The sequence below is a fragment of the Pseudomonas sp. B13(2017) genome, from assembly GCF_002113245.1.
In the GTDB taxonomy this organism is placed as follows: Bacteria; Pseudomonadota; Gammaproteobacteria; order Pseudomonadales; family Pseudomonadaceae; genus Aquipseudomonas; species Aquipseudomonas putida_Z.
On record NZ_NEJX01000039.1, the window covers coordinates 1 to 15,917 of the forward strand.

16 protein-coding genes are annotated in these 15,917 nt (G+C 63.1%); 2 read left to right on the plus strand and 14 right to left on the minus strand.

What is annotated here, in order from left to right; translation table 11 throughout:
* Window positions 1–261: 261 nt before the first annotated feature.
* The 5 genes from thiO to CAG44_RS27055 are packed head-to-tail and all read right to left on the minus strand — an operon-like array spanning window position 262 to window position 3,089.
* Window positions 262–1,359: a glycine oxidase ThiO gene (gene thiO / locus CAG44_RS27035; RefSeq protein WP_085693466.1), complete on the minus strand. Its 1,098-nt coding sequence runs from the start codon at window positions 1,357–1,359 to the stop codon at window positions 262–264.
* 54 nt (window positions 1,360–1,413) lie between these two features.
* Window positions 1,414–1,803, minus strand: a complete 390-nt coding sequence (locus tag CAG44_RS27040) for a type IV pilin protein (protein ID WP_013970758.1) — start codon at window positions 1,801–1,803, stop codon at window positions 1,414–1,416.
* A gap of 1 nt (window position 1,804) precedes the next feature.
* On the minus strand, window positions 1,805–2,269 hold the full coding sequence (locus CAG44_RS27045; RefSeq protein ID WP_085592508.1) for a hypothetical protein: 465 nt from the start codon (window positions 2,267–2,269) through the stop codon (window positions 1,805–1,807).
* Window positions 2,266–2,910, minus strand: coding sequence for a PilW family protein (locus CAG44_RS27050; RefSeq protein WP_085693468.1), 645 nt, complete (start codon window positions 2,908–2,910; stop codon window positions 2,266–2,268). The genes CAG44_RS27045 and CAG44_RS27050 overlap by 4 nt, the downstream gene beginning before the upstream one ends.
* Window positions 2,907–3,089, minus strand: a complete 183-nt coding sequence (locus CAG44_RS27055) for a prepilin-type N-terminal cleavage/methylation domain-containing protein (protein ID WP_085592504.1) — start codon at window positions 3,087–3,089, stop codon at window positions 2,907–2,909. The genes CAG44_RS27050 and CAG44_RS27055 overlap by 4 nt, the downstream gene beginning before the upstream one ends.
* A 109-nt stretch (window positions 3,090–3,198) precedes the next feature.
* Between CAG44_RS27055 and CAG44_RS27060 the strand changes: the two genes are divergently transcribed.
* The gene (locus CAG44_RS27060; protein WP_085592502.1) at window positions 3,199–3,714 is read left to right on the plus strand and encodes a GspH/FimT family protein; all 516 of its coding nucleotides are present in this window, start codon (window positions 3,199–3,201) and stop codon (window positions 3,712–3,714) included.
* A 133-nt stretch (window positions 3,715–3,847) separates the two neighbouring features.
* Here the strand turns inward: CAG44_RS27060 and ispH are convergent, their stop codons facing one another.
* The 6 genes from ispH to murJ all read right to left on the minus strand — a co-directional run bounded on the left by ispH (window position 3,848) and on the right by murJ (window position 11,183).
* Window positions 3,848–4,795: a 4-hydroxy-3-methylbut-2-enyl diphosphate reductase gene (gene ispH / locus CAG44_RS27065; protein WP_025337597.1), complete on the minus strand. Its 948-nt coding sequence runs from the start codon at window positions 4,793–4,795 to the stop codon at window positions 3,848–3,850.
* Between the two features lie 14 nt (window positions 4,796–4,809).
* Window positions 4,810–5,247 (minus strand): FKBP-type peptidyl-prolyl cis-trans isomerase, encoded by a 438-nt coding sequence (gene fkpB / locus CAG44_RS27070; protein ID WP_003258215.1) that lies wholly within the window; start codon window positions 5,245–5,247, stop codon window positions 4,810–4,812.
* Window positions 5,240–5,755 carry a signal peptidase II gene (lspA, locus tag CAG44_RS27075; RefSeq protein WP_025337596.1) on the minus strand — a complete coding sequence of 172 codons (516 nt, stop codon included), beginning with the start codon at window positions 5,753–5,755 and terminating at the stop codon, window positions 5,240–5,242. The genes fkpB and lspA overlap by 8 nt, the downstream gene beginning before the upstream one ends.
* Window positions 5,748–8,579 (minus strand): isoleucine--tRNA ligase, encoded by a 2,832-nt coding sequence (ileS, locus tag CAG44_RS27080; RefSeq protein ID WP_085693470.1) that lies wholly within the window; start codon window positions 8,577–8,579, stop codon window positions 5,748–5,750. The genes lspA and ileS overlap by 8 nt, the downstream gene beginning before the upstream one ends.
* Complete coding sequence (gene ribF / locus CAG44_RS27085) at window positions 8,576–9,526, minus strand: bifunctional riboflavin kinase/FAD synthetase (protein WP_025337594.1); 951 nt, start codon at window positions 9,524–9,526, stop codon at window positions 8,576–8,578. Before ribF ends, ileS begins: the two co-directional genes overlap by 4 nt.
* Window positions 9,527–9,644: 118 nt before the next feature.
* A complete protein-coding gene (gene murJ, locus CAG44_RS27090; RefSeq protein ID WP_085693471.1) occupies window positions 9,645–11,183 on the minus strand; it encodes a murein biosynthesis integral membrane protein MurJ in 1,539 nt (512 codons plus the stop codon).
* Window positions 11,184–11,433: 250 nt separating this feature from the next.
* Here murJ and rpsT point away from each other — a divergent pair, with 250 nt between their 5' ends.
* Complete coding sequence (gene rpsT, locus CAG44_RS27095) at window positions 11,434–11,712, plus strand: 30S ribosomal protein S20 (RefSeq protein ID WP_003247625.1); 279 nt, start codon at window positions 11,434–11,436, stop codon at window positions 11,710–11,712.
* 244 nt (window positions 11,713–11,956) lie between these two features.
* Here the strand turns inward: rpsT and CAG44_RS27100 are convergent, their stop codons facing one another.
* From CAG44_RS27100 to CAG44_RS27110, 3 genes are read right to left on the minus strand one after another with little or no spacing between them, the layout of a single operon-like run.
* A complete protein-coding gene (locus CAG44_RS27100; protein WP_025337592.1) occupies window positions 11,957–14,257 on the minus strand; it encodes a PqiB family protein in 2,301 nt (766 codons plus the stop codon).
* Window positions 14,250–14,873, minus strand: a complete 624-nt coding sequence (locus CAG44_RS27105) for a paraquat-inducible protein A (protein WP_015268842.1) — start codon at window positions 14,871–14,873, stop codon at window positions 14,250–14,252. The genes CAG44_RS27100 and CAG44_RS27105 overlap by 8 nt, the downstream gene beginning before the upstream one ends.
* Window positions 14,860–15,519: a paraquat-inducible protein A gene (locus CAG44_RS27110; protein WP_025337591.1), complete on the minus strand. Its 660-nt coding sequence runs from the start codon at window positions 15,517–15,519 to the stop codon at window positions 14,860–14,862. Before CAG44_RS27110 ends, CAG44_RS27105 begins: the two co-directional genes overlap by 14 nt.
* Window positions 15,520–15,917: the final 398 nt, after the last annotated feature.

Genomic DNA, 15,917 nt, shown 5'->3' on the forward strand with positions numbered 1-15,917 from the left:
CAAAGCACAGGTCCCGAGGCTGTAGGTGGACCTGTGGGAGCTGGCTTGCCGGCGAAAGGGCCGCAAAGCGGCCCCGGCAATCTCAGCTCAACCTACCGGTTGAGTACTCTATTGGGCCGCCCGGCTGGAATATTTATTGGCCTTGCTGGCCTCATCGCCGGCAAGCCGGCTCCCACAGGCAAAGCACAGGTCCCGAGGCTGTAGGTGGACCTGTGGGAGCTGGCTTGCCGGCGAAAGGGCCGCAAAGCGGCCCCGGCGACCTCAGCTCAACCGCCCGGCTGACGCATACGGCGCCGGGTCAATGATCGGCTCTGCCCCAGTCAACAGGTCGGTAAACAGCTGGCACGAAGCCGGCGCCAGCACCAGCCCGTTGCGGTAATGCCCGCAGTTCAACCACAACCCCGAATGCCCCGGCACCGGCCCGATATACGGAATACCTTCCGGCGACCCTGGCCGCAGCCCGGCCCAGTGCGCCACCACCGTGGCCCCCTCGAGCTCAGGCAACAATTCCACCGCCGAGGCCTTCAGGCTCTCCAACGCCTCCTTGGTCGGGGTCTTGTCGTACCCGGCATGCTCCAGCGTGCTACCCACCAGAATATGCCCGTCGCGCCGCGGGATCGCATAGCGCCCCTTGGCCAGCACCATGCTCGGCAGGAAGTCTTCGGCACATTTGAACAGAATCATCTGGCCCTTCACCGGCTCCACCGGCAATTCCAGGCCGAGCGTACGCAGCAGGTCGCCACTCCAGGCGCCGGCACTGAGCACCACCTCATCCGCCGCCAGCACGCCGTCTGCCGTCTGCACACCGGTCACGCGACCGCCTTGCTCGGCGAAGCCGGTAATCTGGCAGTGCTCACGCAAGGTCACGTTGGGCAACGCCAGCAACGCCGCCTTGAGCGACTTCACCAGGCGAGGGTTGCGCACGTTGGCCACGCCGGCCATGTAGATGGCACGCTTGAAGCCCGGGCCCAGCACCGGCACCGCGTCATAGGCCGCCGAGATATCCACGGCACTCAGCGGCCGCTGCTCACGCTCGGCCCAGGCCAGCGCTTCGGCCTCGTCGTCCAGGTCGAGCCAGTACAGGCCGGTGGTGTGCACTTCGGGGTCGACGCCGGTGCTGGCGAACAAGCGCTCGCCCAGCTGTGGATAAAAGTCTTGTGACCAGTGTGCCAAGGCGGTCACGGCCGGGCTGTAGCGCCACGGGTACAGCGGCGAAACGATGCCACCGCCGGCCCAGGACGACTCGCGGCCGACTTCACCCTGATCACACACCACCACCTGCCCGACCTTCGCCGCCAGGTTGAATGCCGTCAGCAGGCCGATCACCCCGCCACCGACCACCACTACTTGCTTGCTCATCTGTCGATCCAACACCTGAAGTAAATCCGCGATGCACCGGGCATCATTCAACCTTCAGCTTCCCCAGCAGTGCACGCTGTCTTCGACGGCACCCGGATTGCGCTGCACGCCGGCCTGGTCGAGCTGGAAATCGCCACAGCGGTCCTGCGCCATCAGCCCGCTCGGCAGCCGCCGGGCGCGCAGCGTGAAGGTGTCGCTGTCGCGCTGGGCCTGCAGGCTGTAATAGCGGGTACCGTCGGGCAAGGCCGGGTCGCCCTCGGCGTATTGGCCAGTGCGTACGCGGTGGCGCTCCAGGCGCAGGGCGGCATCATGCAGCAGGCCAACCACTTCGCTGCGCGCGGCTCGCCGTAGCTGGTCGCTGTAACTGGGGTAGGCAATGGCTGCCAGAATGCCGGTCACGGCCAACACAATCAACAACTCGATCAGGCTCAAGCCTTGCTGCATGTCAGTCTCCTCGCAATCTCTGGCGCCAGGCAATGCGCCGGGTCGTGTCCTCGCCCATGGCATAGACCGCTTCCAGCACATGCCGTGACTGGGTTTGCAGGCTGACGGCGGTGACGCGGTACAGGGTGACCTGCTGCCCTTCCGGCATATGCGCCGCGTGTTCGCTGGTACCCAGATTCTGCAAATGGAAATAGCCGGTTGGCGTGCGCTGCCACTGCCCGCTCAGGTCATGCGGTCGAGCGGGTGGCGGGCACGCCTCGCAAGGGTCGGGGGGAGCACGCTCGAGCTCGCCTGCCCCAGCCAGCAGCGTGGCCTCGGCCTGCTCCAGCGCCAGCAGGCCTTCGCTCAGATAGCCGGTCATCTGCGTTTGCGCCAGCGCATCTCGCAGGGCCGACGCCGCAAGCAGCCCCAGCAGCATGCTCAGGACCAAGGCCAACAACAGGACGATGCCACGCTGACGACTCATGAGGCCGGCACCGGGTTGCGGATTGCGACGCTCAGTTCATGGTGCTGTTCAAGTTCGAGCGTGGGTTCGTAAAGCGTCAGGGCAATATCCACCCCCTCACCCTGTGCCATTTGCACACGCTGCAAACGCATTGACCGCACATTTTCAACCAGCGGCTGGAAGTTGCTGTTGTTGCGTTTGAATCTCAGCGTATTGCCCCGGAGTTGGTAGACATATCTGCTGATGGGGTAAACCTGTGGGTAGCCCTTCTTCAACTCGTCATCCACAGACACTTCGCTCGTACAGTTCGTGTGCAGGAACCACTGCGGCCCACCGGATTGCCCAGGTAACTCCGCCACGACCAGGCTAAGGGTGGATGCTTCGACTTCCATCGGCCGGGCGAATGCGTGCTCTGCGCTCGTACTGCCGAAGTGCTTTGGCTGCAGTCGCAAGCAGCCGAACATCCCGGTCATGCGGATATCCTGGGCCATTCGCAGCAATGCCAGGCGAGCTTCATCCTGCATGCGTACTGCCGTGCTTTGCAGCCGCCAGGTATGGTGGGCCGAGGTAAATAGCTGGCTGGCCACCGCCAACAGCAGCAACCCGATGGTCAGCGCCAGCATCAGCTCAAGCAAGCCGAAACCACGCTGGGCGCCGCTCATGGCCGCCCCCTTTCATGCTCACTGTGCGCCGCCATTGCCGCCTGCCCATCGCGGCGCGCGTCCTCCGCAGCCTGCAATGCCTGCAGTTGCAGGCCTGCCGCTGCGAACATACCCACGGCCACCACACCCACCGCCAACAACACTTCCAGAAGCGTCATGCCCCGTTGTCTTGCGTGCATCCCTGCACCTCCTGCGACTTTTCCTGCAAATGCATTGAACCCGGGCGACTGGACCGCCGGTCCAACGACCGTGAAGCTACAGCCAAGCACTTCCAGGGAGGAATGCACGGTGAAGCAACGAGGTGTAACACTGATACAAATGTTGTCGGCCCTGGCGGTGGCCGCATTGCTGACACAGCTCGGCATGCCGGCCTACGCCAGATTGAGCGACGACCTACACAGGGCGGCAGCTGCACGAGACCTGGCGCAGGCGCTGCGCAGCGCGCGCAGCCATGCCATGTTGCAAAGCCAGCCGGTGCTGGTGCAGGCGTTGGAAGGTAATTGGGGGAATGGTTGGCGGGTGATGCTGGAGCATAACCATCAGGTGCTGCGTGAGCAGCGTCTTTCACGGCCGCTGAAGATCACGAGCAATCGAGGTGAGCAGCTGAAATTCAGTGCGCAAGGGGTTCCGCTTGGGGCAACCAGTAATTGGTTAGGTTCAACGATGGAGATTTGCGAGCGCTTGACCGCAACTAGCCAGTATCAAGTGGTGATGGCATCGACTGGCAGGGTCAGGGTAGATATGGGAGAGCCCAAAAAATCCCGATGCAAAGACACCACTAGCAGATCAGCGCGGTCAATGTAGGAGCGGCCTTGTGTCGCGAACGGGCCGCAAAGCGGCCCCGGCAATATCAGCTCTAACGCTGAAATCCTGGGGCTGCTTTGCAGCCCGTTCGCGACACAAGGCCGCTGCTACATGGGGATCGCGCAAACTGCGGTCAGATCAGCGACCGAACCCGCAACTCCTTGGGCATGGAGAAGGTGATGTTCTCTTCCCGCCCATCCAGCTCTTCAGCACCGCTGGCGCCCCAGGCCTTGAGCTGCTCGATCACACCACGCACCAGCACTTCGGGGGCCGAAGCACCGGCGGTGATGCCGACCCGCGCCGTCTGCTCGAACCAGCCACGCTGCAGGTCCTCGGCACCGTCGATCAGGTAGGCCGGGGTGCCCATGCGCTCGGCCAGCTCGCGCAGGCGGTTGGAGTTGGAGCTGTTCGGGCTGCCGACTACCAGTACCACGTCGCACTCGTCCGCCAGTTGCTTGACCGCGTCCTGGCGGTTCTGGGTGGCGTAGCAGATGTCGTCCTTGCGCGGGCCGCCAATGTTCGGGAAGCGCGCACGCAGGGCGTCGATGACGCGGCTGGTGTCGTCCATCGACAGCGTGGTCTGGGTGACGAACGCCAGGTGGTCCGGGTCCTTCACCTGCAGGTTGGCAACATCCTCCTCGTCTTCGACGAGGTAGATGGCGCCACCGTTGCTGGCGTCGTACTGGCCCATGGTGCCTTCGACTTCCGGGTGCCCTTCGTGGCCGATGAGGATGCACTCACGGCCGTCGCGGCTGTACTTGGCCACTTCGATGTGCACCTTGGTCACCAGCGGGCAGGTGGCATCGAACACTTTCAGGCCACGGCCAGCGGCTTCCTGGCGCACGGCCTGGGAAACACCGTGGGCACTGAAGATGACGATGACATCGTCCGGTACCTGGTCCAGCTCTTCGACGAAGATGGCGCCGCGGTTGCGCAGGTCTTCCACCACGAACTTGTTGTGCACCACTTCGTGACGCACATAGATCGGCGGGCCGAAGACTTCCAGCGCGCGGTTGACGATCTCGATCGCCCGGTCGACCCCCGCGCAGAAGCCGCGAGGGTTGGCGAGTTTGATTTGCATGCTCGGCTCCAGGCTTACAGGGCCTTCACCTCGAGGATCTCCACCTCGAAGGTCAGGGTCTTGCCAGCCAATGGGTGATTGAAGTCGATGGTCACCTGGTCGTCATCGAACGCTTTGACCACACCGGGCAGCTCGGTGTTGGCGGCGTCGTTGAAGATGATCAACAGCCCTTCGGACAACTCCATGCCCTCGAACTGGGACCGCGGCATGACTTGTACGTTCTGCGGGTTGGGCTGGCCGAAGGCGTTCTCCGGGGCCACCACGACGGTGCGCTTGTCACCGCCCTTGAAGCCGAACAGGGCGTTCTCGAAACCTGGCAGCAGGTTGCCATCGCCAACCTTGAAGGTGGCCGGGGCTTTGTCGAACGTGCTGTCGACGGTGTCGCCGTTTTCCAGGTGCAGCGCGAAGTGCAGGGTGACTTCGGTGTTCTGGCCGATACGGGTGTCAGTCATGGACCGGATCCTCGGACTTCTTGCTCTTGAACATATCCAGCGCCAGCATCACCGCACCAACGGTAATGGCGCTGTCGGCCAGGTTGAAGGCCGGGAAGTAATGGCGGTTCTGCCAGTGCACCAGGATGAAGTCGACCACATGGCCGAGCACGACGCGGTCGTACAGGTTGCCGATCGCGCCACCCAGCACCAGCGCCAGCGCCACGGCCAGCCAGGTCTCGTTGCGCCCCAGGCGCTTGAGCCACACCACCAGCACGGCACTGACCACCACGGCGATCAGGGCGAACAGCCAGCGCTGCCAGCCGGAGCTTTCCGCCAGGAAGCTGAAAGCCGCGCCAGTGTTGTAGGCCAGGGTCCAGCTGAAGTAGTCAGGGATGACGACAACCTGCTGGTACATGGTCAGGGCATTGTTGAAATACAGCTTGGTGGCCTGGTCGAGGACCAGTACCACCAGGCTCAGCCAAAGCCATGCAAGGCGCCCGAAGCGCCCCGCTGCAGGGTTAGGCATAGTGGCGCACCTCGCCGGAACCGCTCAGGTTGTCGACGCAACGGCCGCAGATTTCCGGGTGCTCCGGGTGGCTGCCGACGTCAGCGCGGAAGTGCCAGCAACGGCCGCACTTGGCGTGGCCGGACTTGACCACTTGCAGCTTGAGGCCTTCGACTTCGGTGGCCACGGCTTCGGCTGACGCCTGCACGAACGGCACCACGCTGGCAGCCGAGGTGATCAGCACGAAGCGCAGTTCGTCGCCCAGCTTGCCCAGGTCGGCGCTCAGGCCTTCGTCGGCGTACAGGGTGACTTCAGCCTGCAGGTTGCCGCCGATGACCTTGGCGGTACGCTGGTTTTCCAGCTCCTTGTTGACCGATGCCTTGACGGCCATCACGCGGTCCCAGTAGGCGCGGTCCAGTTCGATGCCTTCCGGCAGTTCGCTCAGGCCTTGATACCAGCCGTTGAGCATTACCGACTCGTTGCGCTCGCCTGGCAGGTACTGCCAGATTTCGTCGGCGGTGAACGCCAGGATCGGCGCGATCCAGCGCACCAGCGCCTCGCTGATGTGGTACAGCGCGGTCTGGCAGGAACGGCGGGCGACACTGTTGGCGCCGGTGGTGTACTGGCGGTCCTTGATGATGTCGAGGTAGAAGCCGCCCAGCTCCTGCACGCAGAAGTTGTGCACCTTGGAGTAGACGTTCCAGAAACGGTACTCGCTGTAGTGCTCTTCCAGCTCGCGTTGCAGCAGCAGGGTGCGGTCTACGGCCCAGCGGTCCAGCGCCAGCATGTCTTCCGGGGCCAGCAGGTCGCGGGCCGGGTCGAAGCCGGACAGGTTGGAGAGCAGGAAGCGTGCAGTGTTGCGGATACGGCGGTAGGCGTCGGCGCTGCGTTGCAGGATCTGCTCGGAAACGGCCATTTCACCGGAATAGTCGGTAGCGGCAACCCACAGGCGCAGGATATCGGCACCCAGGGTGTTGTTGACCTTCTCCGGCTCGATGGTGTTGCCCAGCGACTTGGACATCTTGCGGCCGTTCTCGTCCACGGTGAAGCCGTGGGTCAGCAGCTCGCGGTACGGCGCGTGGCCGTCGATGGCGCAACCGGTCAGCAACGACGAGTGGAACCAGCCGCGGTGCTGGTCGGAACCTTCCAGGTACAGGTCGGCACGCGGGCCGGTGGCGTGGCCGATGTCATGCGAGCCACGCAGCACGTGCCAGTGGGTGGTACCCGAGTCGAACCACACGTCCAGGGTGTCGGTGATCTTGTCGTACTGCTCGGCTTCAGCGCCCAGCAGTTCGGCGGCGTCCAGCTTGAACCAGGCCTCGATGCCTTCCTGTTCGACGCGCTTGGCCACTGCTTCCATCAGCTCGACGGTGCGTGGGTGCAGCTCGCCGGTCTGCTTGTGCAGGAAGAACGGGATCGGCACGCCCCAGTTGCGCTGACGCGAGATGCACCAGTCCGGGCGGTTGGCGATCATCGAATGCAGGCGCGCCTGGCCCCAGGCCGGCACGAACTTGGTGTCCTCGATGGCTTTCAGTGCACGCTCACGCAGCGGCTCGCCGGTGGTCGGCTGCTTGTCCATACCCACGAACCACTGCGCGGTGGCGCGGTAGATCAGCGGGGTCTTGTGGCGCCAGCAGTGCATGTAGCTGTGGCTGATGGTTTCGGTGTGCATCAGCGCACCGACTTCGCTCAGCTTCTCGACGATGGCCGGGTTGGCCTTCCAGATGAACTGGCCGCCGAAGAATGGCAGCGAGTCGACGTACACGCCGTTGCTCTGCACCGGGGTGAGGATGTCGTCGTTGACCATGCCGTAGCGCTTGCAGGTGACGAAGTCGTCTTCACCGTAGGCTGGCGAGGAGTGCACCACGCCGGTACCGGCGCCCAGTTCGACGTAGTCGGCCAGGTAGACTGGCGACAGGCGGTCGTAGAACGGGTGGCGGAAGTTGATCAGTTCCAGCGCCGAACCCTGGGCGGTGGCGATGACCGAGCCTTCCAGGCTGTAGCGTTTGAGGCACGACTCCACCAGCTCTTCGGCCAGTACCAGCAGACGCTCGCCGGTGTCGACCAGGGCGTACTTGAACTCCGGGTGGATGTTCAGCGCCTGGTTGGCCGGGATGGTCCACGGGGTGGTGGTCCAGATCACGATGGCGGCCGGCTTGGCCAGCGAAGCCAGGCCGAAGGCAGCAGCCAGCTTGGCCTCGTCGGCAACCGGGAAGGCAACGTCGATGGTCTGCGATTTCTTGTCGGCGTACTCGACTTCGGCCTCGGCCAGGGCCGAACCGCAATCGAAGCACCAGTTCACCGGCTTCAGGCCCTTGAACACGAAACCTTGCTTGACCATCTCGGCCAGGGCGCGGATTTCGCCGGCCTCGTTGGCAAAGTTCATGGTCTTGTACGGGTTGTCCCAGTCACCCAGCACGCCCAGGCGGATGAACTCGGTCTTCTGCCCTTCAATCTGCTCGGCGGCGTACTCGCGGCACAGCTCGCGGGTGCGGTCGGCGGACAGGTGCTTGCCGTGGGTGACCTCGACCTTGTGCTCGATCGGCAGGCCATGGCAGTCCCAGCCCGGCACATACGGCGCATCGAAGCCGGACAGGGTCTTGGAACGGACGATCATGTCCTTGAGGATCTTGTTCAGCGCATGACCGATGTGAATCTTGCCGTTGGCATAGGGCGGGCCGTCGTGCAGGACGAACTTGGGACGATCCTTGCCAATTTCGCGCAGCTTCTGGTACAGGCCAATGCTGTCCCAGCGCTGCAGGATCTGCGGTTCGCGCTGAGGCAGGCCGGCCTTCATGGGGAAGGCGGTGTCCGGAAGGTTAAGCGTGGCTTTGTAGTCGGTCATTTCAGGCTCTTCGTTAACGGTTGAGCGTGCCAATGTGCACGTGCGGCGGCGATATCCGCATCGATCGCCGACTTCAGCGCCTCCAGGGAGGCGAATCGCTGCTCTTCACGCAGCTTGTGGTGGAACTCCACCGTCAGGCGCCGGCCGTAAAGGTCGCCGGCATAGTCCAGCAGATGAATCTCCAGGTGCGGGCGCCCGTCACCGGCAACGGTGGGGCGCACGCCGATATTGCCGACACCCGGCCAGGCCTTGCCGTCGATTTCGATGCTGGCCAGGTAGACCCCGGACAGCGGCACGCGGCGGCGCTTGAGCTGGATGTTGGCGGTAGGTGTGCCGAGCTGGCGGGCCAGCTTCTGGCCATGCAACACGCGGCCGCTGATGCGGTACGGGCGGCCCAACAGGTGCTCGGCCAGCTCGAAGTTGCCTTCGGACAGGGCCTTGCGCACTTCGGTGCTGCTGACCCGCAGGCCGTCCTGGATCACCGTGTTGGCAGCCTCGACGGTGAAGCCGTACTGCTTGCCGGCCTCGACCAGGAAGGCGAAGTCGCCGGCGCGGTCGCAGCCGAAGCGGAAGTCATCGCCCACTTCGAGGTGGCGTACACCCAGGCCGTCGACCAGGATGGCCTTGACGAAGGCATCGGCACTGAGCTTGCTCAGGCGCTGGTTGAATGCCAGGCACAGCACCCGGTCGATACCCTCGGCCGCCAGCAGCTCGATCTTGTCGCGCAGGCGGGCCAGGCGGGCCGGCGCGGTGTCGGGGGCGAAGTACTCGCGTGGTTGCGGTTCGAAGATCACCACGCAGGTCGGCAGGCCCAAGGCCTGGCCGCGCTCGCGCAGGCGCGCCAGGATCGCCTGGTGGCCGCGGTGAACCCCGTCGAAGTTGCCAATGGTGGCGACACAGCCCCGGTGCTCGGGGCGCAGGTTGTGAAGACCTCGAACCAGCTGCATAACGCGCTTCTTGCTCATAAAGTGGCCGATTATAACCACACCCGGGCGCCGGTGACAGGCAGCAGCGCCCAAGGGCGGCGTGGAATGCGAAAAACCGACGCCTGACCCGCCCGATGCCTTAGTGCAAGGCCTTGCGGGCGAAATGCCGAGGCCGGAAGCCGCACAGGTACAGGCAGCCGAAATAGGTCACGACGCCCGCCAGTACCAGAGCCCCCAGGCGCACCAGGCGCTCGAGCATGTTGCCCTGCTCCCAGGCCGGCAGGTAATGCATGCCGGCCAGCAACACCGCCGACATCAGCCCCACCGCCAGCACCAGCTTGAGCAGGAACATCGCCCAGCCTGGCTGCGGCTGGAACAGCTGCTGGCTGCGCAGCTTCCAGAACAGCAGGCCGGCGTTCAGGCAGGCCCCCAGGCTGATCGCCAGGGCCAGGCCGGCATGCGCGAGCGGGCCGATCAGGGCCAGGTTGAACAGTTGGGTGCAGACCAGGGTGAATACCGCGATCTTCACCGGTGTACGGATATTCTGCTGCGCATAGAAGCCGGGTGCCAGTACCTTGACCAGAATGATCGCCAGCAAGCCCACGGAATAGGCGATCAGCGCCCGCTGGGTCATGGCTGCGTCGACGGCAGTGAACTTGCCGTACTGGAACAGCGCCACGGTCAGTGGCTCGGCGAGGATGGCCAGGGCCAGGGTGCATGGCAGCACCAGCAGGAAGCACAGGCGCAGGCCCCAGTCGAGGATCCGCGAGTATTCCTCGCGGTCCTTGTTGGCGTAGGTCTTGGCCAGGGTCGGCAGCAATATGGTGCCCAGGGCCACGCCCAGCACGCCGGAAGGCAGCTCCATGAGGCGGTCGGCGTAGTACATCCACGACACCGAACCGGCCACCAGGAAGGAGGCGAAGATGGTGTTGATGATCAGCGAGATCTGGCTCACCGACACCCCGAGGATCGCCGGCAGCATCTGCTTGAGCACCCGCCACACGCCGGCATCACGCAGGTTCAGGCGTGGCAGCACGAGCATGCCGATCTTCTTCAGCGCTGGCAGCTGGTACAGCAACTGCGCCAGGCCGCCCGCCAGAACGCCCCAGGCCAGGGCCATGATCGGCGGGTCGAAATACGGCGTGAGCAGCACGGCGAAGGCGATCATCGCCACGTTCAGCAGGGTCGGGGTAAAGGCCGGTACCGAGAAACGGTTCCAGGTATTGAGGATCGCCCCGGCCAGGGACGACAGCGAGATCAGCAATATATAAGGAAAAGTCACCCGCAACAGGGCAGTGGTCAGCTCGTATTTCTCGGCGCTGTCGACAAAACCTGGTGCGGTCGCCCACACCACCCACGGTGCCGCCAGGATGCCGATGGCGGTCACCAGCGCCAGAACCAGGGTCAGCAGGCCACTGACATAGGCGACGAAGGTGCGGGTCGCCTCCTCGCCTTGCTGAGTCTTGTATTCGGCCAGGATCGGCACGAAGGCCTGAGAAAACGCGCCCTCGGCGAAGATGCGCCGCAGCAGGTTGGGCAGCTTGAAGGCGATGAAGAAGGCATCGGTGGCGATGCCGGCACCGAAAACACGCGCCAGGATGGTGTCGCGGACAAAGCCCAGCACCCGCGAAATCATGGTGATCGAGCTTACCGCAGCCAGGGATTTGAGCAGGTTCATCGAAAAGATTCACGCCAAGGGCAGAGGACGCTGCCAGACAGCGTCCGAATGTGCGATACTCCCGCGCCTTCGCAGGGGAGCCAAAAATTCCCGAGTTTACAGGTCGCGCAGCAGAAAGGAATATTTCCCTCTTGTTGGCGCACCGCTCGGCGGAACCTTGCAGGTGGCCTTGACATCCGTTCGACTGATCGGCATGATTCGCGGCCTATTTTGTTTGCTATTTACCTAAAGTCTTTCGAGGAGCTCGACGGTGGCCAACACACCTTCCGCCAAGAAACGTGCAAAACAGGCTGAGAAGCGTCGCAGCCACAACGCCAGCCTGCGTTCCATGGTCCGCACCTACATCAAGAATGTAGTCAAGGCCATCGACGCAAAAGACGCCGAAAAAGCGCAAGCCGCTTACGTTCTGGCTGTGCCTGTAATCGACCGTATGGCCGACAAGGGCATCATCCACAAGAACAAGGCTGCTCGTCACAAAGGCCGTCTGAATGGCCACATCAAGGCGCTGAAAGAAGCTGCAGCTGCCTAAGCGACGTGCTAGTCGAAAAACCGACCCTAGGGTCGGTTTTTTGTTGCCTGCGATTTGTGTTTGCGCCCCCTCGGTGGGAGCGGCCTTCTGTGGGAGCGGCCTTGTGTCGCGAAAGGGTCGCAAAGCGGCCCCCGGCAATTTCAGCATCTGCGCTGAGATAAGGGGGCCGCTGCGCGCCCCTTTCGCGACACAAGGCCGCTCCCACACAAAAAAGCAGGGCCATGTTTGGTAGCCCTGCCATATGTTACTTGGCGATCTGAATCTTCGGCGCCCACTGCAGCCATTCATCCTCGGCCTTGTCGAACAAGGCGAACGTCTGCTGCGGCCGTGCCGGGTTGCCCATCTGCTCGCCATCCGGCGTGGCGAAGGCGATACCGCCGTCGATCATGGTCTCCACCGACTCGGTACGCACCGTAACCCCCTTGACCAGCCCCCAGTCGAAACCGAAGCCGCTGCTGTTCCAGAAGCGGCTACCGCTGCGCACCAGGGCCGCATAGCGCGGTTCGATCAGGATATGGATCAACACGCGGTCAGCGCTCTGGCCCAGCTCGAAGCCCGTCACCTTGCCCACCGCAACCTCACGGTAGGTCACCGGCACGCCCGGCTTGATCGAGCCACGGCGCGGAGCGCTCAGCGTCAACGGCAGGCCGACTTCAGGCCCTGCCACCTGCGGGGCGTCGCCCAAGGCGATGAAATCGCGCTGTGGGCCACGGTCCTTGGCAGCCGGCTGCACTTCCAGGTACTGCCCGCCCACCAGGGTGTCGAGGTTCTGCGTGCGCACCAGGCCAAAGGCTGGCTTGACCACCCAGAACTGCGTACCGACGCGGGCGATACGGTCCGCCGCTTCGGTAATGCGCGCCCGTAGCAGCACCGCCTGCAAGTCATCGGTCAGGTCGACGCTCTCGACGCTACCCACATCCAGGCCGCGGAAGCGAATCGCCGTGCCTGGCTTGAGGCCGTCGGCACGGTCCACACGAATGGTGATCAACGTACCCGCGCGGTTGACCGCCTCCTGGCTGTCATGCAGGCGGAAGCGTGGGATGTGTCGTTTGAGCGGCACATCAGGCCGTGGCGTATCGAACGCGATACCACCAGCCATCAGGGTCTGCAGTGATTCACTCTTGATCTTGATGCCCGACAGGCCGCCCGTCAGGGTGATGCCACTGACATTCCAGAAGCGCGACGAACCGTTGACCAGCTTTTCGTATTCCTTCTCGATATGCACACCGATCAGGATGCGATTGCTGTTGCGGGCGAACTGGTAGCTTTGCACGCTACCCACCTTTACCTGGCGGTACATGACCGGGCTACCGACTTCCAGCGAACCCAGGGTGTCGGCGAACAGCACCATGTGCAGGCCTGGTGCCTTGAGGTCGAGCGGCGGCGCCTTGGCGCGGGCTTCGAACTCACGCTCTGGCCGCGCCCCCTTCTCACCAGGGCGAATGGCGATGTAATTACCCTTGACCAGCGCCTCCAGGCCGGTGATACCCGCCAGGGAAATCGATGGTTTGACCACCCAGAACTGCGTGCCCTCGACCAGATAATCCTCGGCCAACGGGTCCAGCGTAAGCTCCGCCGATGCACTGGCCAGGTTGTCTGCCATTGTCAGGGCTTTGAGCGAGCCCACCTGGATGCCCTTGTACATGACCGGTGTACGGCCCGCCTGCAGGCCCTCGTAATCGCTCAATTTCACCTTTACCCGGATGCCGGCCTGGGCCGCATCGAAGTCCTCATACAGACGGAACGGCAGGTTCGAGTCGGTAGGTGGGCTGTCCTTGCGGTGTTCCGGCGTGGCAAAGGCGATACCACCAGCAACAATGCTCGACAGCGATTCGCTACGCACTTTCACGCCCGAGAGCGAGGCATCGATGCTGACGCCGCTGGCATTCCAGAAACGCGTGTGCTTGCGCACCAGGCTGGCATAGGCCGGCTCGATGAAGACTTTGATCTCGACGGTGCTCTGGTCCTCGGACAGGCGGTAGCTTTTGACCCGGCCAACCTGGATCTGCTTGTAGAACACCGGGCTGTCACGGTTGAGCGACCCCAGCCGCTCGGCCTTGAGGGTAAGGTGCAGGCCCGGCTCGGTGTCCGACAGCGGCGGCGCCACCTTCAAGGCGGTAAAACGCTTGGTGCGCTCCCCCTCCCCCGGGCTGACGGCGATGTAGTTGCCTGAGACCAGGGTTTCAAGGCCGGAAATACCCGCCAGGCTGACGCTCGGCTTCACCAGCCAGAAACGCGTACCTTTGGTCAGGTGAGGCTCGGCAGCCTTGTTCATCTCGATGGTGGCGATCACCCCCTGGTTCTCACCCTTGGCGTCGAGCACCAGGCTTTTGACCTTGCCAACCGGCATGCCCTTGTAGATCACCTCGGTCTTGTTGGCGACGATACCCTCGCCCGACTCGAAGCGGACCTCAATTTCCACACCGGCATCACGGTAAGCCTGCCACGCAAGCCAGCCACCGATCATCAAGGCGATCAAAGGCAGGATCCAGATGGCCGACCAGTTCGAGGCTGGGCGGGTTTTAGCCGTTGGCAGGTCACTCATGGTCGTCATCCGACTCCGTGTTATCCCAAATCAGTCGGGGATCGAAAGTTAAAGCGGCAAGCATTGTCAGGATCACCACAGTTGCAAAGGCGACAGCGCCCAGGTTGGCTTCGACACTGGCTATTCGGCCGAAATTCACCACCGCCACCAGGATGGCGATGACAAAGATATCGAGCATGGACCAGCGCCCAATGAATTCGATGAAGCGGTACATCAATATCCGTTGCCGTGCCGAAAGTGGCTGCCGGCGCTGAACGGAGTACAACAGCAAGCCAATGCCCACCAATTTGAACGTGGGCACCAGGATACTGGCAATGAACACCACGGCAGCAATGGGCACCATGCCATGCTTGAGCAAGGTGATGACGCCAGACATGATCGTGTCGGGGCTGCCTTGGCCCAGGGTGCTCACGGTCATGATCGGCAGCATGTTGGCCGGGATGTACAGGATCGACGCGGCAATCAGCAGCGCCCAGGTGCGCGCGATGCTGTTCGGCCGACGGGCATGCACGATGGCACCGCAGCGTGTACAGGTTTGTGAAGTGCTGTCTGGCTGTTGCCGGTTCAGCTCGTGACACTCATTGCAGACAAGAATGCCTGCATCAATCGCCCGCATGCAGGTCCTCCCCTGATAGCGCACTCCAGATCTGGTGCGGTGACATCACCACCTCGAGCCACACCTGGATCAATAACAGGCTGATGAAGCAGAACAGCCCCAGGCCCACAGTCAGTTCGGCCAGGTCCACCAGCTTGACGATGGCCACCAGCACGCCCATGAAATAGACCTCGAGCATGCCCCAGTCACGCAAGTGGTGATAGATGCGGTAGAACAGCAGGCCGAAACTACGCCCCACGTTCAGGCGGATGCTCAGGAGCACGACCAGCTGACAGAGCAGTTTTGCCAGAGGGATGGCCATGCTGCACAAGAACACCACCACGGCCACGCCGCGCATTTCCGAGTTGTACAGGCCCAGCACGCCGCTCCAGACGGTATCGTCCGATGTCTGGCCAAGCAGGTGCAGTTGCATGATCGGCAGGAAATTGGCAGGCACAAACAGCAGCAAGGCGGTGAGTACCAAGGCCAGGCTGCGGTTGACCACATTGTGCCGATGGGCGTAGAGCTCGTAGCCGCAGCGCGGGCATTGGGCCTTCTCATCATGCTGGAGCACGGGCTTGCGCAGCAGCAGGTCGCATTCATGGCAGGCGACAAGCTGGTCCAGCGGCAACTGAGCCAAGGTTTCAGGTTCGACAGGATTGGGCATATAGCGCTTCTGAATAGGTGCGTGGGCCTATTCTAGTGTTCTGGCTCGAATTGTGGGAGGCAACATAACAGCGGGCCTGCGCGACCTTTGTAGGAGCGGCCTTGTGTCGCGATCGGGCGCGAAGCGGCCGTAAAGCCTGTATCCCGGGTCTCACAGGTAAACCGCGGCGCCTGGATTGCGGCCGCTGCGCGCCCGATCGCGACACAAGGCCGCTCCTACAGGGATCGCACAAGGCCGGGGGATTTGGGTGAGGCTTGGGGAGCTCTAGGGCCAGAAAGACAAAACCCCTACCTGCATGCGCAGATAGGGGTTTTGCGAAATGAATCTTGACGATGACCTACTCTCACATGGGGAAACCCCACACTACCATCGGCGATGCATCGTTTCACTGCTGAGTT